This is a genomic window from Xanthomonas sp. LF07-6, from assembly GCF_034105445.1.
GTDB lineage: Bacteria > Pseudomonadota > Gammaproteobacteria > Xanthomonadales > Xanthomonadaceae > Xanthomonas_A > Xanthomonas_A sontii.
In genome coordinates this window covers 17,059-37,966 of the sequence record NZ_JAXGGI010000012.1, presented here as the reverse complement: position 1 = coordinate 37,966, position 20,908 = coordinate 17,059, and the positions used below count along the sequence as shown (strand labels likewise).

Below are 20,908 nucleotides of genomic sequence, written 5' to 3'. Positions count from 1 at the left end.
TGCGCCTGCGCCCTTGCGAAGCCACGGCGACGGCGCCACGCTGGCGCCCCGACCCGCAGGAACGCCGCATGTCCACCGTGATCGCCACCGCGCGCCTCGTACTGCGCCGACTGGACCCCGCGCGCGACGCCGCGCCGATGCTGGCCCTGCTCAACGACCCCGGCTTCCTGGCGCACATCGGCGACCGCGGCGTGCACGACGAAGCGCAGGCCAGCCGCTACCTCGCCGACGGCTCGGTGCGCAGCTACGCCGAGCACGGCTTCGGCCTGTATGCGGTGGAGCGCCGCGACGACGGCGCCTGGCTTGGTGTGGCGGGTCTGGTGCTGCGGCCGACCCTGCCCGCGCCTGATCTGGGCTATGCCCTGCTGCAACCCTATGCGGGCCAGGGCTACGCCAGCGAGGCGGCGCGCGCGGTGCTGGATTACGCGCGCACCGTGCTCGCGCTGCCGCGCGTCTACGCCATCGTGGCTCCGGGCAATGCGCGCTCGCTGCGGCTGCTCGCCGCGCTGGGCTTCGTCGCCCAGGGGCGGGTGCGCCTGAGTCCGGAGGCGGCCGAGGTCGAACTGTATCATTGCGAGCTGGGTGCACCCGAGGAGCACGCCTGAGCATGGACACCTTGCACACACTGCGGCTTTTCGCCAACTACAGCCAATGGATGAACCAACGTCTCTACGCCGCGGCCGCGACCCTGCCGGACGCCGCGATCACCGAGCCGCGCGGCGCCTTCTTCGGGTCGCTGTTGGGTACGCTCAACCACTTGGTGGTGGCCGATACGATCTGGCTGCAGCGCTTCGCCCAGCATCCGGCACGGCACCCGGCGCTGCAGGCCATCGCCGCCACGCCGGTCCCCACCGCCCTGGATGCGCCGCAGGCCGACTGCCTGGCAGACCTGCGCACGCAACGCGAGTCCCTGGATGCGACGATCGCCGAGTGGATGTCGCAACTGCATGCCGACGACCTCGACGTGGCGCTGCGCTATCGCAACACCCGTGGCGAATCGCACGGCCGGCGCTTCGGCGACCTGCTGCTGCATTTCTTCAACCACCAGACCCACCATCGCGGCCAGGTCACCACCCTGCTGAGCCAGGCGGGTGCCGATGTCGGTGTCACCGATCTGCTGGCGGTGATTCCGCAAGCGGAGATGGGGTGATCCTGCGATGGCGGGGCGCTGCGCTTGGTGCGTGCCTTGATGTTTAGGGTACCGTAGTAACGCGCCTTGCCGCGGTTTTGCGGGGGGTCTGCCGCCGCTCCTACAAGTGAGCGTTCTTTGGTTAACCAGGGGCTTCGTTTAGAAGCCCATCCACGCAGCGTCACTCGTGCACGCGCTGCGCCTGCAACTGCGCCACGATCTCGCGCAGCTCCGCCACCTCGGCCTCCAGCGCCTGCACCCGGCCTTCCAATTCGTCTTGGCCCGAAGCGGTCGGACGTGCCTTGAACGTGGCCGCCAACGCCTCCGCATCCACCGGACCGGCCAGCAAGTGCATGTAGCGGTCCTCGCGCTGCCCGCTGGCACGCGGCAACTGCACCGCCAACTGACGCTGCGCCAGCCGTTCCAACTGATGCCGGACGTCGTCCGCATCAGCGAGCCGCGCCATGCGCTCGGCGCGTGTCAGCAACTCATTGACCGTCTGCGGGCCGCGCAACAGAAGCAAGCCAAGCAACGCTACCTGTTGCTGGGTCAGATCCAGCGCCGACGCCAGCCGATGCTCGTAGCGCTCGGCCCGCGAGGAGAACTGCTGCCGCACCAGCCCGCGCCCCTCCAATTGCCGCAGCGCGTGCTGCACGTCGCCCGGGCTCAACGTCATCACCGGCTCGCGCGAGGTCTTCTGATTGGCCGCCACCACCGTCGCATTGACCGTGAGCGGATACGCATCCGGCGTGGTGGCCTCTTTCTCGATCAGGCAGCCGAGTGCGCGGGCTTCGATGGCGGAGAGAACGGGGATGGTGGGGGTGTCGGTCATGGTATTGGCTTCTTGCTGGTCAGGGGCGAAGCATACTGCTTGAGAGTTTCGGCTTTGCGGGCTGCTGCCGTACCGATCCTGGTGCCGTGTCCTTGAAGCGCTTGCGCGTCTCCAGGGTGGTGCTGCTGTCGACCGTGGTCAGCGTGGTGCTGTTGAGGTCGTTGCCGGCGACCACCGCCAAACCCTTGCCGGCGTCGAGCTTGGCGGCGGTCAAGTTGACGTCGTGGCCCGCGCTGAGCACCAGGTTGCCGCCGGCGGTGAGCGCCTGCTGGTCGAGGTCCTGGGTGGTCGTGGTGGTGACGACCTTGGTCTTGCCCTGGCGGCTCTGGTCGGTGACGGTGCGACTGTCGCCCAGCAGCGAGGTCACGTCGAGGTCGTGCCCGGCCGCGGCGATCAGGTCGCCGCCGGCCTTCACCTGCGCCTGCCGGATGGTCAGGTCGTTGCCGGCGGCCAATTGCAGGCTGCCGCCGGTGGCGATGCTGGTGCGCACCGTGGCCTTGCCGTTGGTGTCGGTGACCGGGGTCAGCGACAGGTCGTGCCCGACCTGCAGGGACAGTTTGTTGTCGACGGTTAGGCTGGTGCCTGCACCATCATGCAGTATTAAAAATAGTCAGCCATTGAATTTTTCAAACCTATTTATTTCCTCGCAAACTTTACTAAACAAGCCAGCCTCATCTAATTCGAAATTTTGTCTTGCTTCAGCATCTTCACTGTACATGTCAGCGAAACAAAAAATACTAGACAAGCACTCACTCAACGGAGCCATATCTTCCCGTAAAATTCCTCTGTCGCGCTCTATTCTCCAAAGCTCTATGTATGCCTCAGAAAAAACGCGCGCATCCAATCTACCTAGCGCGAAAGACCTTGCGAAATCAAACAGAACAGTACTCATCTAAGAATGGCTTTCTTTTTTCTAAAAATTCGCCTGCAAATGAAATTTTGCGCCGGCGTATAGCCATGATTCAAGCACATCTAATTCCTCAGGAAAACACGTTTCGCAATCTTCATGACTAATCCATCAGCCCAAGATTTTCAGGCAAGCTCAATATAAAAGATGAAAACCTCTCATCGTAATGACTCGATATTTCGTTAAAAATCTCACAAACACTTCCTTTCTGGCTCTCTGAGAGGCCCTGTAGTTCATACGCAATTTTCTCCATCATTTTAGTTGCAGCATCAGGATCTACAGCACTTGAATCCGAAAACTCGAAAAATAAACAAAAGTCTATAACGATTTTTGCCAAGGCAGTGCTCAACTCATTCATAGCTTGACTACCTTCAATGTTATATTTTTAATTCCAAGTTCATCGAAAATTTTCTTTGCCCTGTTTTCTTGCGCTTGTTTCGGAACCTCCCAACGGCCGGCAAGGCCATTTTCTGATAATGCCTGTGACTTTCTTAGAGCTTGATCCTTCGCTTTTGGAGTGGTGACAACAGAAGTTGTTCGATCAACAAGCACCTTGCCGTCAACACCATCAAATTTGACCTGCCTTTCGATTCGATCTGGCATATGATCTACGCAGAGCGATGGCCCTAGCATCGGCTTGCCGGCTATCACTGGCTACGACTGTGCAAAAAGATCGTGCTAACTAGGTCACTTTTCGAGAAAAAGCAATTTTTACGACTTTTAAAGTTAATCGAATGACTAGAAACCAGGAGCCGGACGCCAATGGATTTCCACAGGAAGATCCTGTCCTTTCGAAAAACAAACAAATGCGTCTACTACCTTTTGAGCGGATATCCACTCATCTGATTTCATTGGGATCTTTCCACCACCGAAAACAAGTAGCGTTCCATCAGGAAAACATTCCAAACTACTTTCGCTAAATGCTCTAAATCTTTTTTTAATATCCGCTCGATATAGCTCCAGCAAACACGTCACCCCCCCCCCTGCAACTTGCAGATAAGATCCCTGATCGTTAGTAATTGATGCGTAAGATGGAACACTATAACTACGCAGCGACATAATCACCTTGCTAATCAACTTCACACTCGGTTGAAAATCCTTTTGTTTCCCCTCGCATTCTAAATACATAAAAACTCTCAAGGCAGGTAAATAGTGATGTTAGATTTGACGGCTTCACCGGAAATTCTGCCTACTCCTCTAGCGCCAAACTGATTTACAAACATATCTGTAAAATCTTGATAAGGAGTTTTCTTTGCCCCTCCTGTTTTTATTTCAATACCTTGCAAATTTCCTGCAGCGTCGCGAACGACGATATCATACCGCCGATCTCCCAATGGACCTTTAACGACCATTTCTGTGCCGACAACGTCAACTCCGTTTCTACTCAAGAAATCTGCAAAATCTGATGCAGACTTTGTACCTGGAGGCGCCCTTCCCCCTATACTTGCGAACTTTCCGTCAGGGGTTCTAATGCTTCCATCGGGATAGACCTTAACATTCCCCGAAAGAATCGGCGAATCTGGAAGTCCTTTAGAATTTATTTTTTGGTGGAGGGCAGAAGCACTTTCACCAGAATTATTCTGAGCTATGCGTTTCAATGCCGCAGCTTCGTAGGCCAACGTACTTGTCGTGTCAACAGAGTTGGACTTTGGCTTCTCAGCCACCACATTAATTGCGTCAAGCGTTGGAACACTATCTCTAGTTGAGCTGTATCCAGCCGAGCTTTCGATTTGACCTGAAGACTCATCTACAGATGAACCTTTCCCAGATCGTGTGCTGCGTGGACCCAGGACCTCAACGGCACCCGCCACGTCAAACATACTTGCGCCAAACTGATTCGCCGCGGCGACTTGTTCCGAGCTACCGCCAAAGAGGGCCGTCAATCTCGCTGGAGATCCAAAGATGCCCAAAACCGCTGTATCTAACCGGTTCCTGTCTTCAAGCGAACTCCCACCAATAAGCGCTTTAACTTGCTGCCCATTCCAATCCCTCTCTGTCAGCAGCTGATAGTCAAGGCTGTAAGACGATCCAACGCCGATTGTGCTTTTTGAGGTAGCTTGCGCTACGCCAGCCGCAAGTATCGCGTCATATTCTTGGGTGCCTGGCTTAAGACTCAGCAGTGCTGCTTGCTGCTCTGGAGTCAGGTAGTCGAAGTACCGATCCTTCATCTCACGGCTTTGCGCAAGACTAACGTCATCCCACTTCCGCTCTACATTCTCTCGACATTCTTCCGTCGTGCACTTGCTAAGTTCACGCGCCTTTTCATCGCGTTGCGGATGACTGAGATAGTTGTTCACCACCTCATTGCTAGCCGTCGCGGCACCCGCGGTGCCGCCCGCCATCGCTCCCGCCGCCGTCGACGCCAAGGCAGTCAACGTATCCGCCAACGGCCCGGTGACGCCTGCCTCCCGCAACGCGGTTGCCACGGCGGGCGCAGCGAGCGTGCCTGCAGCGGCACCCGTCGCACCCTTTAGCCCGCCCGTGAGTCCCCCGACCACGGTGTGCGCCAGCACGCGCAAGCTGCCGTTGGCGCCCCACTGGCTTTCCAGTTGGTCGGCCTGTGCGGTGAGTTGCGCTTTCTGTTCCGGATCTACCGTGCTGTCAGCCTGCAGCCTCAAGGCCGCTGCTTCCGTCATCTTCTTTTGAGCATAGTTGCCAACCGCTTGCGTGGCCTGCTGCCCAAACGTCGCCGTGATCTGCGCCTGCGCCGCCACACGCTCCTGCAACTTCTGCCCATCCCATTGCTTGGTCAGGCCATTGGCGCCATCGCCGGTGACGACATCCCGCTTCAGGCCCGCCAGCGTGTCGGCCACGCTCTTGCCGGTCTTGGCTTGCTGCCCCGCTTCGTCGGTGATGACCAGCGCTCCGCCACTGATGCCGGTGTGCGTGGTGGATTGCGCATCGCCGCTCTCATGCCCGTAGCCGGCCGCGCTGCCGTTGGCCCCGGTGTTGTAGTTCTGCCAGGACCACTTGGTGCCATTGTTGGTGGTGGAAGGTGTCTGGCCCTCACTACCCTTGGACTTATCGTCGCCGGTGCCGACGCTGTAGCCGCCCGACAGGCTGAAGCCCTTGGCGTCATAGCTGCTCGTGTTGGCGATGTCGCTGTACGTCAGCGTGCCGGTGCTCAGGCGGTTCTTGCCTTGGTCGATCGCGTCCTGGCTGCTCGCGATCACCGCGCCCTTCAAATCGGTGTTGCCACCCACGGTGATGTCGAAGCCGCCTTTGCCGGCCTGGATACCGCTCTGCTCGGTGACGCTGGCGTAATCGCCATTGACCTTGTTGCTGCTGTAACTGGCGCTGGCACTGAACCCCATGCCGAACGTGACGCTGCCACCGATCGACTTGTCCTTACTGGCGTAGGTGCTGGTGTCCTGCAGGCTCTCGATGTTGAGGTTGCCACTTACGTCGGCGATCACCTTGTCCGCGGAGACCTGGGCGCCCTTGAGCGTGGTGTCGTTGCCGCTGATGATCGTGGCATTGTTGCCCGCAGCCACATGGCTGTTGGTGTAGCTGACATCCTCGCCATTGGCCTTGCCACGCGCCCCACTGGCGCTCAACGTCACGCCCGCCGCGAACCCATCAGCGCCATAGGTGATCGCAACGCCGACCGCAGCGCTGCTACTCTTGCTGGTGCTGTGCTGTTCGGCCGTGTTCTTCGCCGCCTCGATGGTGACATCGTGATCGGCGGCCAGCAGCAGGTCGTGGCCAGCGGTGACGTCGCTGCCGCGTACCAGCAGGTTGCTCGCATCGCCGCCGCCAGTAGCGATCAGATTGACGTCGCCGCCTGCCTGTAGCTTGGAACCCTTGGCCTGGTCAGCCGACTGGGTACTCTTGCTCTCGCTCTTGCTGCCACCCACCGTCACGGCAATGCTGATGTTTGCCCCTTGCGCAGCGCTTGCGGCGCTGCCGCTGGCCAGCGCGCTTCCGGTCTGACTCAGCGAACTGGCGGCTCCGTAGGCACTGTAGGCCGCAGACCCCGCCGCCAGCGCCTGCATGCGCGCATCGCCACTGACTTTGGAGCCAGCCTTGGCCGTGTCGTAAGCGGACTGGGCCAGGTTCAGTGCTGCGGAACTTAGCGTGATCGACAGGCCACCTTGGCTGAACTTGCTGCGCTGCTCGGCATCGGTGGTGTCGTGGACCTCGGTGATGGCGATGTCCTTGGCCTTCACCGTGATGTCGCCGGCATTGGCCAGCACGTCGCTACCGGTCTGTGCATAGCGATTGCCCGCGACCAGCGTGACGTCGCCCTCCACGCTGCCGACCGTGCTGCCGGCATGCGTAATGTCGGCGGTGTCGGCATTGTTCTGGATCTTCTGCGTGCCGAACGTCACGCCGATGCCGCCGCTGCCGAACATGCCGGACTTCTTCGTTTTCTTCTCGTGCTCCTCGCTGTGCGTGTTCTGCGCCGTCTCCAGCGTCAGGTCGTTGCCCGCAGCAACGACCACATCGCCGGTGCCGGCGACCTGCGCGCCTTGCGAGAGCAGGTCGTGACCGGCGGCGATCTGCACGGTGTCGCCGCTGAGCGTGGTCGCCACCGCGGTGCTGTCGTGCCACTCGTCGTGTGTGGTGGTGGTCTTGCTGGACAGGAAGCCCTTTTTCTTTTTCTGCATGTCCTGCACGGCGTCGTGCTGCTCCTGCTCGGCGAGCAGGTTGACGTCGTTGCCGGCGGACACCGCCAGCGCACCGGCTTCGGTAAACGCCTTGGCCGCGGTTAGGTTCACGTCATGGCCGGACTGCAGGGCGATGTCGCCGCCAGCGGTGAACTCGCTACCGTGGACGGTCTCGTCGCGGGTGCTGGTCGTCTGCTTGAAGCGCTTGCGCGTTTCCACGGTGGTACTTGTATCGACCGTGGTCAGGGTGGTGCTGTTGAGGTCGTTGCCTGCGACCACCGCCAAACCCTTACCGGCATCGAGCTTGGCGGCGGTCAGATTGACGTCGTGGCCGGCGCTGAGCACCAGGTTGCCTCCGGCCGTGAGAACTTGCTGGTCGATGGTTTGGATGTTGCTGGCCGAGACGACCTTGGTCTTGCCTTGGCGGGTCTCGTCGGTGGTGGTGTGGCTGTCTCCCAGCACCGAGGTCACGTCGAGGTCGTGTCCAGCTGCGGCCATCAGGTCGCCGCCGGCCTTCAGCTGCGCCTGGCGGATGGTGAGATCGTTGCCGGCGGCCAGTTGCAGATTGCCGCCGACCGTCAGGCTGGATGTGTCGCCACCGCGCATCAAGCCGGATTCGTCACGCAGCGCTGTGGGTTGCAGCAACAGGTTGTTACCTGCTTGCAACGCGGCATTGTTGCCGGCCTGCACGGTGGTGCCTGTGAGGCTGAGGTCGCGGCCGGCCTGCAGCAGCAGGTTGTTGCCGGCAGTGATGCCCGAACGCAGATCGCCGCCGGCGAGGGCGTCGCGGGTGGTGCTGGTGAGGTCGCGACCGGTGCTGAGCAGCACGTCGCGGCCAGCGATCTGGCCGCCGAGGTTGAGCAGGTCCTGATTGGCCTGCAACTGCACGGTGCCGCTGGACACGATGCGGCCCTGGTTGAGCAGGTTGCCGACGTTGGCGCTGACATTGGCGCCGCTGATGGTGCCGGTGTTGCTCAGGCCGGCCGTGGCGTTGAGCGAGACGTCGCCGTTGTCGCTGGCCAGCAGCGCGCCGTCGCTGCGCAGGGTCAGCGCGGTCTTCGACGACAGGTACACCACCGGCACCAGCACCTTCTGGCCCTGGACCTCCTGTTCCACCATCCACACGATGTCGTGGGTGAGCGCGGCGACCTGATCGGCGGTCAGCGCCACGCCCACGCTCAGGTGCAGCGTGCCGGCCTCGGCGACGCCGCCGTCGAGCAGAGCGCGGTACTGGGCCACGCCGTCGGCGTAGTTGCCCAGGTAACGGCGGCCGGTGAGCTGGGTGATCTGGTCCAGCACCAGGCGCTGTTCGTAGAAACCGTCGCCCAGGCGGGTCTGGGTCCACTGCGGATCGACGCCGAGCTTGTCGAGCAGGTAGTCGCTGCTGATGAAGTTGTCGTAGTCGACGAAGCGCGGATCGGTCTCGATCAGGTAGCGGCGTCCGGGGGCGCTGGTGTTGGCCTTGATCCCGCCCAGGCCGTTGGCGGCACGACCCAGCGTGTTGACGCTGGCGCCGTTGCTGCCGACCAGGCGGTACAGCCCGCCCATCGGCAGCACGATGTTGCCCAGCGGTGCGCCGACGCCGCCGACTACCTGCGGAACCTGGCCGGTGCCCGGGTCGATCTGCTGGTACTGGGTCGGCACGCTGCCGGCGGTCAGCACCGCCTGCGCGGTGCCGGCCTGGACCTGGCTGCGGCTGCCGCTGCCGGCGCCGCCGAGCTGGGCCTGCACGCCGCTGGTCTGGACCTGGGACGCAGTGGCGCTGCTACCATCGGCCAGGGTTGCCTGGCCGTCGTCGATGCGGATGGCACCCAGGCTGGCGGTGGCGATGTGGTTGCCGACGTTGGCCTTGGTCGGCGCCGCAGCGGTCTGCGCCTGCACGGCGATACCACCGGCGCCGTCGGCGCTCATCGTGCCGTACTGGTTCAGGGCACCGCCCTGGGCGACGTTGAAGGACGCGCCGCCGATGCTGCGGCCGTCGCTGCCGACCGCGCCGTTGCGGATGGTGGCGCCGCTGATCGATACGCCCTGGCCGCCGGTCATGTTGGCTGCTAGGGCAATGTAGCTATTGTCTATTACGCCAGAACCTATTTCGTTTGTCTGCACTGCATAAGTACATCCTTGGTCCGTATAGCCTCTCGCGCAATCTCCATCCTCTAGAACAGCTACTGTCTCGATGTCCGTGTACTTAGTTTTCTGACTAAGAGCCAAAGCGTTGTTACTTATAACCTCCCCATGATTTATAAGGCTGTCGCTCAACCCAGCGGACCCGGCCTTGTTGATTTGTAACGCTCCAGCAGCAGCAACTGTGGAAGCAGCGTTATTAAAACTTCCCGAAATTAAAATGTTTCCACCAGAAACAATACGTCCCTCCGCACTTGCGGAGATGAGCTTGTCTCGGCTCATCACATCATAGGTTCTCGATGCGCCTAGGCGGATCTCCGCTCCATGATTCCTACCGTCGCGCGGCGGCATCTGGTCTCCAACATAGAGAACCTCATCAGGCGTGCTTCTATTGATTTCCTCTCTTTCTGAATCTGAGAGAGGTGTAGTTACTGCATTGACCACCCGCCGCCGATTGTTGATCTGATTGGCCGCGATCAGGATGCTGCCATCGGCCTCGATGCTGCCGGAGACGTTGTCCAGCGTGCCGGTGCGCGCGGTGAGCGTGCCGTTGCCGTCGCGCGCGGCGCCGATGGCGATGTTGCCCAGGCTGAAGATCTTCGCATCGCGGTTGACCAGTTGGTCGCGCACCAGCAGGGTCATGCCGCTGGTGGCGCCGATCAGCGCACTGCCGTAGGCGGCGTTGTCGGTGGCGCCACCCAGGTCGGCGCCGTTGACCAGGGTGCCGGTGTCCACCAGCACGTTGCCGCCGACCAGGCTGCCGGTGTTGGACACCGACCCGGCAGTGACCTGCAGGTTGCCGCTGGCGGAGAGGTCGCCGGCGTTGGTGACGCTGCCGCCGGTGTTCAACTGCACGTTGCCCGAGCGCATGCTGGCGCCGGCCACGTTGTTGATGCTGCTGGCATTGATGCCCAGGCTGCGTCCGGCCTGCAGCGCCGAAGCGTTGACGAAGTTGCCGCCCACCGCCAGGCGGAAGTCGCCGTTGCTGGTGATGTCGGCACCGGCGCGATGGGTGTAATCGCTGCGGATGGTCAGGTCGAGCAGGTTCTGGCCGAGGATGCTGCCGCCGCCGTCGAAGCCGACGGTGTCGATCACCACGTCGCCCGCGCCGCCGGTGCTGCTGCCGGCGCCGATCTGCCCGCCGCTGTTGCTCAGGCTCTGCAGGGTCAGGCGCACCGCCTGTTCGGCCTTGATCCTGCCGTTACGGTTGTCGAGCGTGGCGCCGCTCCGCTGCAACAGCATGCTGGCGCCGGCGTAGACGCTGCCGCCCTGGTTGTCGAGCGCATTGGTGTTGGCGACCAGGTCGCCGCCGGCCACCAGTTGCCCGCTGCCGTTGGCGATGCTGGCGGCGTCGAGCACGACGCTGCCGCGCCCGCCCAGGCTGCCGCCGACGTTGCGCAGGTCGCCGCCGGTGGTGAGCCGGGTCAGGCCGCCGCCGTTGTTGACGACGCTGCCCTGGCTGTTGTCGATGCGCCCGCCGGACAGGGTCATGGCGTTGCCGCTGTCGAGCTGGCCGCCGCTGTTGAGCAGCGCGCCGGTGACGGCGACGCTGAGGTCGCGGGCGGCGCCGATGCGGCCGCTCTGGTGATTGTCGAGCTGGCCGCGCGCGGTCAACGCCAGGTCGCGCCCGGCCTGCAGGGTCCCGCCACTGTTGCTCGCGTTCTCCGCGTTCAAGGTCAGATCGGTGCTGGCGCCGATCACGCCCGCATCGTTGTTCAACGTATGCGCCAGATCAATGCGCAGGTCGCCACCGGCACCGCCGCTGCCGACCGACTGCAGGGTGCCGCCGCGGTTTTCGAGGCTGTCGGCGCGCAGGACCAGACTGCCGCCAGCGGCCTGCACCACGCCCAGACGATTGTCGAGCGCACCGTTGCCCAGTTGCAGGTTCAAACCGCGCCCGGACACGCTGCCGCCGATGTTGCCCAGGCCGGCCGCGGTGACGCTGGCATCGCCGGCGGCGGCGATGGCGCCGCCCTGGTTGTCGAGCGTGTTGCCGGCGCTGAGCTGCAACTGGCCCCGGGTGAGGATGCGACCGCCGGCATTGCCGAGCGCGCCGGCGCTGCCGACCGTGAGCGTGCCGCTACCGGCGTGTTCGATGCGCCCTTGCGCGTTGGTGATCGACGCAGCGCTCAGTTGCAGGTCGCCGCCGTTGCTGACCAGCCGGCCGCTGGTGTTGTCGAACGCGCCGCCGATGGCCAGGCGGGTGGTGCCGCTGCCGCTCTGCACCAGGCTGCCGCTGCCGTTGCGCAGCGTGCCCGCGCCCAGGTCGAGGCCGGCGGCCTGCAGTTGCCCACCGACGCCGTTGAGCGCGCTGTTGTCCAGCGCGCCGCCGGCGCGCACGGTGAGCAGGCCACCGGCCAGCAGGTCGGCGCCGCGATGGTCGAGGTCGCCGCTGGCGGTCAGCGCGACGTCGCCGCCGACCCGCGCGGTGCTGCCGGCCAGCGCGAGTTGCGCGGCATCGGCGGCGAGGGTGCCGGCGGCGATCAGGCGGCCGCTGGCGCTGAGCGTGCCATCGGCATGCAGCGTCAGCGCGCCGCTGTTGCCCAGGCTGCCATCGGCGCGCACGCCCGCCGCGGCCACGCCGCCGATGGCGACGTTGCCGCCGCTCAGGCGCAGGTTGCCGCTGGACAGGGTCTGCCCGGCGTTGTCGATGCGCTGGCCCTGCAGCGCGACATCCGCACCGCTGACGGTGCCGCGCTGGAGCACGCCGGCGTCGCTGCCGAGCACGACCTGGTTGGCGTTGAGCGTGCCGGCCACGGTCAGGTCGCCATGCGCCTGCAGTTGCAGCGTGGTCGCCGCGCTCAAGGCGCCGCTCTGGTTGAGCGCGCCGCCGGCCTGTGCGCTGAACGCGCCGGCCGAGGCCAGGGTGCCGCCGAGAGTCAGATCGCCCTGGCTGACCAGGGCCACCTCACCGGTTTCGCTGCCGAGCTGGCCGCTGCTGGCGATGCTGGCCGCCTGCACGCGCAGGGCGCTGCCGGCGATCAGGTCGCCACGATTGTCGACGGCGCCATTGGCGGTCAGCGCCAGGCGCTGCACGCCATAGCTGCGCCCGGTCTGCTGCAGCGCGCCCACGTCCAGTTGCAAGCGCTGGCGCGCACGCAGCGCGCCGGCGTTGCTGAGCAGGCCGCTCACGGTGAAGGTGCCGTTGCCCAAGGCAGCGAGCAGGCCGCTGCCGCTGTTGGTGACGCTGGCGGCAGTGACGCTCAGGTCGGTGCCGGCGACCACCTGGGCGGCGTTGTTGAACGCGCCAGTCGCCTGCAGGTCGACGGTGGAGGCGGCCTGCACCAGGCCGCCGAGGGCGAGATCGCCCGTGCTGGTCATCGCCAGGGTGGTGCCGGCATCGACGGTGCCCTGGCTGTCGATGGCCGCGCCGTTCAACTGCAACGCGCCGGCGCTGTGCAGCACGCTCTGGCTGCCGCTGCGCAGGGTGCCGCCGGCCTGCAGGGTGGCGTCCTGGCCGGCGCTGACGCTGCCGTCCAGTTGCAGGTCGCGCTGCGCCTGTGCCTGCAGCCCCTGTGTGGTGGCGAGCTGGCCGCCCAGGGTCAGGTCGCGGCCGGCGCGCAGGTCCAGCGCCTGTGCGCTGAGCGTGCCGGCCTGCAGCAGATCGCCCTGCGCCTGCGCGCTGAGTGCGGTGGCCGCGGCCACCGTGCCGCCCAGCGTCAGGTCGCCCTGGCTGGTCAGCGTGACCTGCCCGCGCTGGCTGCCGAGCTGGCCCGTGCTGGCGATGCGCGCGGCGTCGAGCTGCAGGTCGCGCTTGGCGATCAACTCGCCCTGGCTGTCGATGGCGCCGCTGGCGTGCAGGGTCAGCGTGTCGCCGGCGTACGCCTGGCCGCTGTGCTGCAGATCGCCGACCTGCAAGGTCATGGCCTGGCCAGACTGCAAGGTGCCGGCGTTGGCGAGGGTGCCGGCGGTGGTCAGGGCCAGTGCGCCCTGCGCGGCAAGGCTGCCCCCTTGGGCGTTGGCGATGCCGGCGGCGGCGACGCTGAGGTCGCGCTTGGCCAGCACCTGCGCGGCATTGGTCAACTGGGTGCCCGCGGTGAGCACGACATCGCGCCCGGCCTGGGCCACCCCGGCCACGGACAACGCGCCATCGCTGCGCAGGGTCAGATCGGTGGCCGCGTCGAGCGTGCCGCGGCTGTCGAGGCTGCCGCCCTGCAGGGCGATCGCGCCGGCCGTGCTCTGCAGCACCGCGGCGTTACCGGTGGCGACGCTGGCACCTTGCAGTTGAAGGTCGCCGGTGGTCAGGGCCTGGCCATCGATGCGCAGCGCACGTTGCGCCTGCAGCGTGGCGTTGGTCGCGCTCTGCAATCCACCGGCGACGCCGACATCGCGCCCGCTCAGGGCGATCGCGCGCGCCTTGGCCACCCCGTCCAGGCGCAGATCGCCCAGCGCGGTGGCGTTCAATGCCTGCGCGGCGATGACGCTGCCGCCCAGTTGCAGATCGCCCTGGCTGGTGAGCGTGACCTGGCCGTTCCGGCTGCCGAGCTGGCCGCTGCTGCTGAGGCTGCCCACGTCCACCAACAGATCGCCGCCGGCGATCACATTGCCGCGGTTGTCCATCGCGCCGCTGCTGCGCAGCGTCAGCGCCTGGCCGGTGGAGAGCGTGCCGCTGTGCTGCAGGCTGCCGGCCTGCAGCGTCAGCGCCTGCTCGCCGCGCAGCAGACCGGCATTGTCGAGCAATCCAGCGACGTGCAGATCCAGCCCGCGGCCGGCGGCCAGCGTGCCGGCGGCGCGGTTGACCGCGCTGCCCGCCTGCACCTGCAGATCGCGCCCAGCCACCACGCGGGCGCTGTTGTCGAACGCACCGGCGGCGGTCAGCCGCACGTCGTTGCCGCCCTGGGCGATGCCGGACAGGCGCAGCGCGTCCTGGCTATGCAGGATCAGGTCGGTGCCGGCGTCGAGCGCGCCCTGGCTGTCGAGGCTGCCGCCCTGCACGTTGATCGCGCCGGCCGTGCTCTGCAGCACCGCGGCGCTGCCGGTGGCCACGCTGGCGCCCTGCAGTTGCAGGTCGCCGGTGGCCAGGACCTGGCCATCGACGCTGAGCGCACGCTGCGCCTGCAACGTCGCGCCGGTCGCGCTCTGCAACGCACCGGCGATGCCCACATCGCGCCCGCTCAGGGCGAGCGCGCGCGCCTTGGCCACGCCGTCCAGACGCAGGTCGCCCAGCGCCGTGGTGTTCAATGCCTGCGCGGCGACGACGCTGCCGGCCAGTTGCAGGTCGCCGGCGCTGGTCACGCTCAGTTGGCCATCCTGGCTGCCGAGCTGGCCGCTGCTGGCCACGCTGCCGGCGCTGATCGCCACGTCGCGCTTGCCGATCAAGTCACCGCTGTTGGTCAGTGCGGTGGACGCCTGCACGCTCAACGTGTCGCCGGCATAGGTGCGGCCGCTCTGTTGCAGGCTGCCCACGTTCAAGGTCGCGGCCTGGCCGGCCTGTACCAGACCGGCGTTGTCGAAGTCGCCCTGCACGTTGGCGTCGAGCGTCGTCTGCGCGAGCCACTGGCCTTGCGCCTGATTGTTGGCGCTGGCGGCGGTGAGTTGCAGCGCACGCCCGGCGAGCACCTTGGCCTGGTTGTCCAGGGTGCCATCGGCCAGCACCGCGACGTCGCGCCCGGCCTGGGCGAGACCGGCCAGCTGCATGTCGCCCGTGCTGTGCAGGCGCAGATCGGTGCCCGCGTCCAGCGCGCCCTGGCTGTCCAGCGCGGCGGTGTCCACCTGCAGGGCGGTCGCGCTCTGCAGGATGGCGCCGTTCCCCAGCGCGACGCTGGCGGCGTTGACGCCGACCGCGCCGCTCGCACTGGCCTGGCCATCCACGCGCAGCGCACGTTGCGCCTGCAGTTGCAGGGTGTCGGTGCTCTGCACGGTGCCGGCCACACCCAGGTCGCCCGCAGCGGCGAGCTGCACGCCAGCCGCACGCAGGCTGCCGCGCTGCTGCAGATCGCCCAGCGCCTGCGCGTTCATGGCGCCGGCGGCGGCGACCACGCCGTCGAGCTGCAGATCGCCGCGGCTGTTCAGCACGACCTGGCCGTGCTGGCTGCCGAGCTGGCCGCTACTGGCGAGACTGCCGGCCTCGATCTGCACATCGCTGCCGCCGACCAGATCGCCCTGGTTGGCGACGGCGCCATCGACGGTCAGGGTCAGCGTGGTGCCGGCATTGGCCGAACCGGTCTGCGCGAGGCTGCCGGCGCGCAGGCCGAGCGCGCCACCGGCGTACAGGTGGCCGTCGTTGGACAGCGCGGTGGCGCTGGTCAGGCTGGCATCGCCGAGGGCCGACAGGCTGGCGCCGGCAGCGTTGCTGAGGCTGCTGGCGTTGGCGCCGAGCGCGCCGCCGGCCACGACCTGGGCCTGGTTCTGCAGTACCCCGGCGCTGCTCAGCGCGAGGTCGCCACGCGACTGCACGGTGCCGGCCAGCGACAGGTCGCCGGCGCTGCGCAGCGCCAGGGTCGTGCCGGCGTCGAGCACGCCGGCCTGGGCGATGCTGGCGCCGTCCAGCGCCAGTGCGCCGCCGCTCTGCACCTGCCCGCTCTGCAGCAAGGCGCCCTGCGCGTGCAGCGTGGCGTTGCCGCCGGCCGCCAGGGTGGCGCTGCTGCGCAACTGGCCGTCGGCGCTCAACTGCAGATTCCCATCGGTGCGGACCACACCGTCCAGCGTGGCATCGCCCACCGCCTGCAACTGCGCGCTGCCTGCGCCCAGAGTGCCCGATTGCAGCAACGCGCCGCCGGCTTGCGCGGTCAGCGCGCCCTTCGCCGCCACCTGCCCGGCCAGGGCCAGGTCGCCGCGGCTGCGCAGGGCGACGTCGCCGCCCTGGCTGCCGAGTTCGCCGCTGCTGCGCAGTTGCGCCGCGTCCACGCGCAACGCCGCGCCGGCCACCAGGCTGCCGCTGTTGCTCAGCGCCGCAGTGCTGGCGAGCGTGGCGTTGCGCCCGGCGTAGCTGCCGCCGGTGTTGCCGACGCTGGCCGCGTCGATGCGCAGGTCGCGGCCGGCATACAACGTGCCGGCGTTGTCGAGCGCGCCCGGCGTCGCCAGCGCGATGTCGCCGCCGGCCGACACTACCGCCCCGGCCGCATTGCCGATCGCCGCCGCACCCAGGTCCAGGCGCCCGCCGGCGCTGAGCTGGCCGAGCGTGTCCAGGCGTCCGCCGGCCTGCACGCTGGCGTCCTGCCAGGATTGGGCAAGGCCGGACAGGCGCATGTCGGTGTCGCTGCGCAGGCGCAGGCCGGCGCCGGCGTCGAGCACGCCGGCCGCATCGATCCGCGCCGCCTGCACCGCCAGGCTGCCGGCGCTCTGCACGGTGCCGCCTTGCTGCAGCCAGGTCGCTCCGGCCTGCAGTTGCGCCGCGCCACCGGCGTAGGCGCTGCCGCTGCTGCGCAATTCGCCGCTGGCACTCAGCGCCAGATCGCCGCCGCTGTAGAGGCTGCCGCCGGCATCCAGTTCCGAACCGAACAGGGTGATGGCGCCGGCGCTGCTGCGCCCGCTGTGCGCCAGCGCGCCGCTGGCGGCGGCGTCGAGCAGGCCATGGGCGATGGTGTCGCCGCTCAGCGCCAGTTGCGCGGCGCGCAGGCGCACGCCGGCCTGCTGCGAGCCGAGCACGCCCTGCTGGCTCAGCGCGCCGGCCGCGCGCAGGTCGACGTCGTCGCGGGCCACCGCGGTGCCGGCCAGGCTGAGCTGGCCGGCGCTGTCGATCTGCAGGCTGCCGCTCTGCGCGGACAGGGTGCCGCGGCTGACCACGCCCACGCCGGCCTCGGTGGCGATCAGGCGGATGCGGTCGGCATACATGCCGCCCAGGTACGCCACGTCGATGCCGATCGCCGGCGGTGCGCCGTCGCTGCCCGGCAGCACCTCCAGCAGCATGCCGTCGTAGCCGATGCGTTGCGCACCGGCGCTGGCCAGCAGGTCCTTGGCCCACACCGAACCGCCCACGCTCAACTGCCGCGACAGCAGGTCCAGGCGGTCGACGTTGTAGGCGTCCAGGCCGTTGCTGCCGACGCTCAACGCGCCGCCGGTGATGGAGAAGCCGTTCAAGGCGCCATCGGCGCCGAGCAGCGGCGTGCCGGTGGCCAGGGTGACGCGCGAGGTGTTGAGGAAGCCGCAGCCGTCGCAGACGATGCCGTTGGGGTTGGCGATCACCAGTTGCGCCTTGGCGCCGGCGATTTCGGTATAGCCCTGCAGGCGGCTGGTGGTGGAGGTGACCTCGTTGAGGATCAGCGTGGCCGCGCCGCTGTTCTTCAGGTTGTCGTTGCCGGCGATGTAGCCGCCCAGTTCGGTCTTGGAGATCTGCGCGCTGTTGTTGAGGATCAGGCCGTTGCTGCCGACGTCGAAACGCGAATAGCGGTTGTGCGAGACACCGCGTGCGTTGGGGGCGACGATGTCGACCACCGGCACGCCGTTGGCGGCGGCCTGCTGGCCGGGCTGGCGCCCGTCAGGATTGGCGACCGGCGCGACCTGCGCGTACAGCGGCAGCGAGGTCCAGGTGACGGTGCAGCACAGCAGTGCGGCGAGGCCGCGCTTGAGCGGCTCGAGCAGGCGGTGGCGGCGGTCGTCGGTACGGTCCATGTGCATCGTCGTCTCTCTCGTGCCGCGCACCGCGGCAAAACCCATCGCGTTGCCTGCCGCCGGCCGGCGGCAGGACGTGTCAGAACTGGTAGATCAGGCGCACGCCGTAGGCCGGCTGCGCACTGTGGAAGTCGCGCGGCGCGTGCAGGTCCCAGCCGGCGAAGCCATCCCAACTGAGCCCGCCGTGCGCGCCGCGCACGCCGACAAAACCGCCGACCAGGCTGCGCCCGGCCAGGCCGGCGGCGCTGGGCCCGGCGATGCGGCCGGCATCCACGCCCAGGTACGGGGTGATGCCCAGGCGCTGCACCGGCAGGTTGAGGCTGTTGCGCCAGTACGCGCCGCGCTCGGCGCCGAGGGTGCGTTCGCCGTCGAAGCCGCGCACGCTGTAGCGCCCGCCCAGGGTGATGAATTCCGAACCCAGCAGCAGGTGCGGCGAGGTCTGCGCATGCAGGCTGCTGTCCCAGCTCATCGCCACCGGGCCCAGCGCGAACGGCAGGCCGGCGCTGACATCCAGCGTCGTGACGCCGTAGCGGTAGCCGGGGAAGCCCACTGCGGGGTCGTAGCCGGTCCACTGCCCGTCGAACCACGGCGTGCCGCGGCGGTGGCCCAGGCGCGTGTCCAGCTGCAGCTTGCCCAGGTAATGGCGATGGCTGAGGTAGAGCTCGGCGCTGGTGGTGTGGCGGCGCTGGATGCCGATCTCCACACCGTCCAGATAGCTGCGTGCGGCGCGCTTAGCCACCACCATGCCCAGCGTGGTCTTGCTGGTGCCGGTGCGGTGGATCACCCGCTGCAGATCCAGTTGCGCGCTGTCGGAACTGCCGCTGGACTGGAAGCTCTGGCGGAAGCCGTCCACCTGCTGGTGGTAGCGATACGACGACAGCGACAACGACAAGGTCCACCAGCCCCACGGCACGCTGTAGGACAGGCTGTTGCCGCGGGTGCCGCGCGCGGCGCCGTCGTCCACCAGGTCGTGGTTGTAGCCGATCGAAAGCAGGTCGTTGATGCCCAGCGGCGCATCCAGGGCGAAATCGACGCCGCCCTGGTAGCGGCCGGTCGCCTGCACGCCCGAATCGTCGGCGTTGAACACCGCGCGCCAGCGCTTGCTGCGCTGCACGGTGATCAGCAGGTCCGACTCGCCCGGCTGCTCGCCCGGGGCGATGTCGATCTTGGCGTCCTGCGACGGCACCCGCTTGAACTGCTCCACGCCCTGCTCGATCGCGCGCAGGTCGAGCACGTCGCCCGGCCGCAGCGGCAGCGCGCCGCGCCAGAACACACGGCCGTCCGCCGACTGCACGCGCACCTGGCGCAGGCGCCCGGGCAGCAATTCGAAGCGCAGTTCGCCGCGGGACAGGTCCTGCGCCGGCACGCCGATGCGAGTGGTGACGAAGCCGCGCGCGACCAGTTGGTCCAGCGCGCGGCGGCGGATCAGGTCGATGCCGGCCGTGCCGATGCAGCGGCCTTCGTAGCGGCGCAGCGACTGCCACAGCCAGGAAAAGCGCGCCGCGTCGGGACCGGCGCCGCTGAGGCGGACGCGCTGGATCGGGAAGCACAGCGCTTCGGTCGGCAAGACGGTGCTGCGCATGTCCGCCGGCGCTTCGGCCTCGCGCGGGCCGACGAACGGCGCCTGCCGGTCCTGCTCCTGCTGGCGCTGGACCTGCTCGGCCTGGCGCAGCTGTTCCTGGCGATCGAGCGTGCTCGGCGGTTCCTGCGCCTGCGCCATGGGCACGCTGGCAAGCAGGCATGCGGCCAGCACAATGCGAGAAGCTCCTTTTCTCCGGCGATCCACTGCGACGTCCCCTGTGACGCTTCCCGCGTTTGCCTGCGGTGCAGGCGCGATCGTGTCGCAGCGCACCAGGCGCCGCGTCGCACGGTTTTCCATACTTGGAAGTGTGGTGGAAACCACAGTGCGGCGGCATCGGGAGGCTCCCGACACGCTGTCGGTAAATCCCCTGCAAAACAGGCGCTTGCGAGAATTTCGTCACCTTCGCAAAGGACGCACGTCACAACTGGCGCGCGATCCACGGCGGCTGCCACACTCTTGGCTCACACCTCGAAGGGCTCGCATGCTGCCGCTCCTCCTCCTGCTGGCCCTGGCCTCGCCCGCTGCGCCCGGCGCCGTGCCCGCCCCCAGCGCCGCGACGCCGACACCGACGGACTGCCGCGCGGCATCGGCCGTGCCGTCCGATACCGACGTCTGCGATCCACGCCGCGGCCTGCTGCATCTGGCCTATCGCGCGGGCCGTGTGGTGCTCCAGCTGCCCGGACGCACACCCGCCGTGCTGGAGACCATTCCGCGCGCCTACGCACCGGAGCGGATCGGCGCCGAACGCGCCATCCGCCTGCTGCCGACCCGGTTGCAGCCGTATCTGGCGCGCGACCGCCTGCTGTACCTGTCGGTGCGCCGTTCCTCGCCCGGGGATGGACACGGCTACTGCGGCACCGGTGCGGAGATGGCGCTGACCGTGGTCGATCTGCACGGCACGCCGTCGATCCTGGCGCGGGTGCCGGTGTCCAGTTGCCTGGACAACATCGATCTGGACGCGCCCGACCTCGACGACCTGACGCCCTACACGGTCCGCGACGACCGCCTGCGCATCCGCTTCAGCGCCTATGCCGGCCACGACGATGCCGACCCCATCGAGGCGGTGCTCGCCCCGGACCTGCACGGACTGACGTTCGCGCCCTGAGCGCGGCAGCCCGCCTGCGCCACCGCGCGCCGCGCCTGTCATCGCAACCGGCTAAAATCCGCGGTTCAT

At 67.0% G+C, this 20,908-nt stretch carries 11 protein-coding genes; 3 read left to right on the top strand and 8 right to left on the bottom strand.

Going from position 1 to position 20,908, the window contains the following annotated elements:
- The first annotated feature begins 68 nt into the window (after positions 1 to 68).
- Together SLW56_RS16395 and SLW56_RS16390 are read left to right on the top strand one after the other, a co-directional pair.
- Positions 69 to 605: a GNAT family N-acetyltransferase gene (locus SLW56_RS16395; RefSeq protein WP_320695176.1), complete on the top strand. Its 537-nt coding sequence runs from the start codon at positions 69 to 71 to the stop codon at positions 603 to 605.
- Positions 606 to 607: 2 nt separating this feature from the next.
- The gene (locus tag SLW56_RS16390; RefSeq protein ID WP_320695175.1) at positions 608 to 1,150 is read left to right on the top strand and encodes a DinB family protein; all 543 of its coding nucleotides are present in this window, start codon (positions 608 to 610) and stop codon (positions 1,148 to 1,150) included.
- Positions 1,151 to 1,310: 160 nt separating this feature from the next.
- On the opposite strand, the gene SLW56_RS16385 is transcribed toward SLW56_RS16390, so the two are convergent.
- The 8 genes from SLW56_RS16385 to SLW56_RS16350 all read right to left on the bottom strand — a co-directional run bounded on the left by SLW56_RS16385 (position 1,311) and on the right by SLW56_RS16350 (position 19,872).
- Positions 1,311 to 1,961, bottom strand: a complete 651-nt coding sequence (locus SLW56_RS16385) for a DUF480 domain-containing protein (protein WP_320695174.1) — start codon at positions 1,959 to 1,961, stop codon at positions 1,311 to 1,313.
- Between the two features lie 19 nt (positions 1,962 to 1,980).
- Positions 1,981 to 2,487, bottom strand: coding sequence for a hemagglutinin repeat-containing protein (locus SLW56_RS16380; RefSeq protein WP_320695199.1), 507 nt, complete (start codon positions 2,485 to 2,487; stop codon positions 1,981 to 1,983).
- 84 nt (positions 2,488 to 2,571) lie between these two features.
- Positions 2,572 to 2,853: a colicin immunity domain-containing protein gene (locus SLW56_RS16375; protein WP_320695173.1), complete on the bottom strand. Its 282-nt coding sequence runs from the start codon at positions 2,851 to 2,853 to the stop codon at positions 2,572 to 2,574.
- A 118-nt stretch (positions 2,854 to 2,971) separates the two neighbouring features.
- Complete coding sequence (locus tag SLW56_RS16370) at positions 2,972 to 3,226, bottom strand: hypothetical protein (protein WP_320695172.1); 255 nt, start codon at positions 3,224 to 3,226, stop codon at positions 2,972 to 2,974.
- Positions 3,223 to 3,471, bottom strand: a complete 249-nt coding sequence (locus SLW56_RS16365) for a hypothetical protein (protein WP_320695171.1) — start codon at positions 3,469 to 3,471, stop codon at positions 3,223 to 3,225. The genes SLW56_RS16370 and SLW56_RS16365 overlap by 4 nt, the downstream gene beginning before the upstream one ends.
- Before the next feature lie 135 nt (positions 3,472 to 3,606).
- On the bottom strand, positions 3,607 to 3,951 hold the full coding sequence (locus SLW56_RS16360) for a hypothetical protein (protein WP_320695170.1): 345 nt from the start codon (positions 3,949 to 3,951) through the stop codon (positions 3,607 to 3,609).
- 53 nt (positions 3,952 to 4,004) lie between these two features.
- Positions 4,005 to 18,152, bottom strand: a complete 14,148-nt coding sequence (locus SLW56_RS16355) for a hemagglutinin repeat-containing protein (protein ID WP_320695169.1) — start codon at positions 18,150 to 18,152, stop codon at positions 4,005 to 4,007.
- Between the two features lie 79 nt (positions 18,153 to 18,231).
- Entirely contained in the window at positions 18,232 to 19,872 is a 1,641-nt protein-coding gene (locus SLW56_RS16350) for a ShlB/FhaC/HecB family hemolysin secretion/activation protein (RefSeq protein ID WP_320695198.1), read from the bottom strand.
- Between the two features lie 343 nt (positions 19,873 to 20,215).
- Between SLW56_RS16350 and SLW56_RS16345 the strand changes: the two genes are divergently transcribed.
- Complete coding sequence (locus SLW56_RS16345) at positions 20,216 to 20,839, top strand: hypothetical protein (protein WP_320695168.1); 624 nt, start codon at positions 20,216 to 20,218, stop codon at positions 20,837 to 20,839.
- The last annotated feature ends 69 nt before the right edge of the window (positions 20,840 to 20,908 follow it).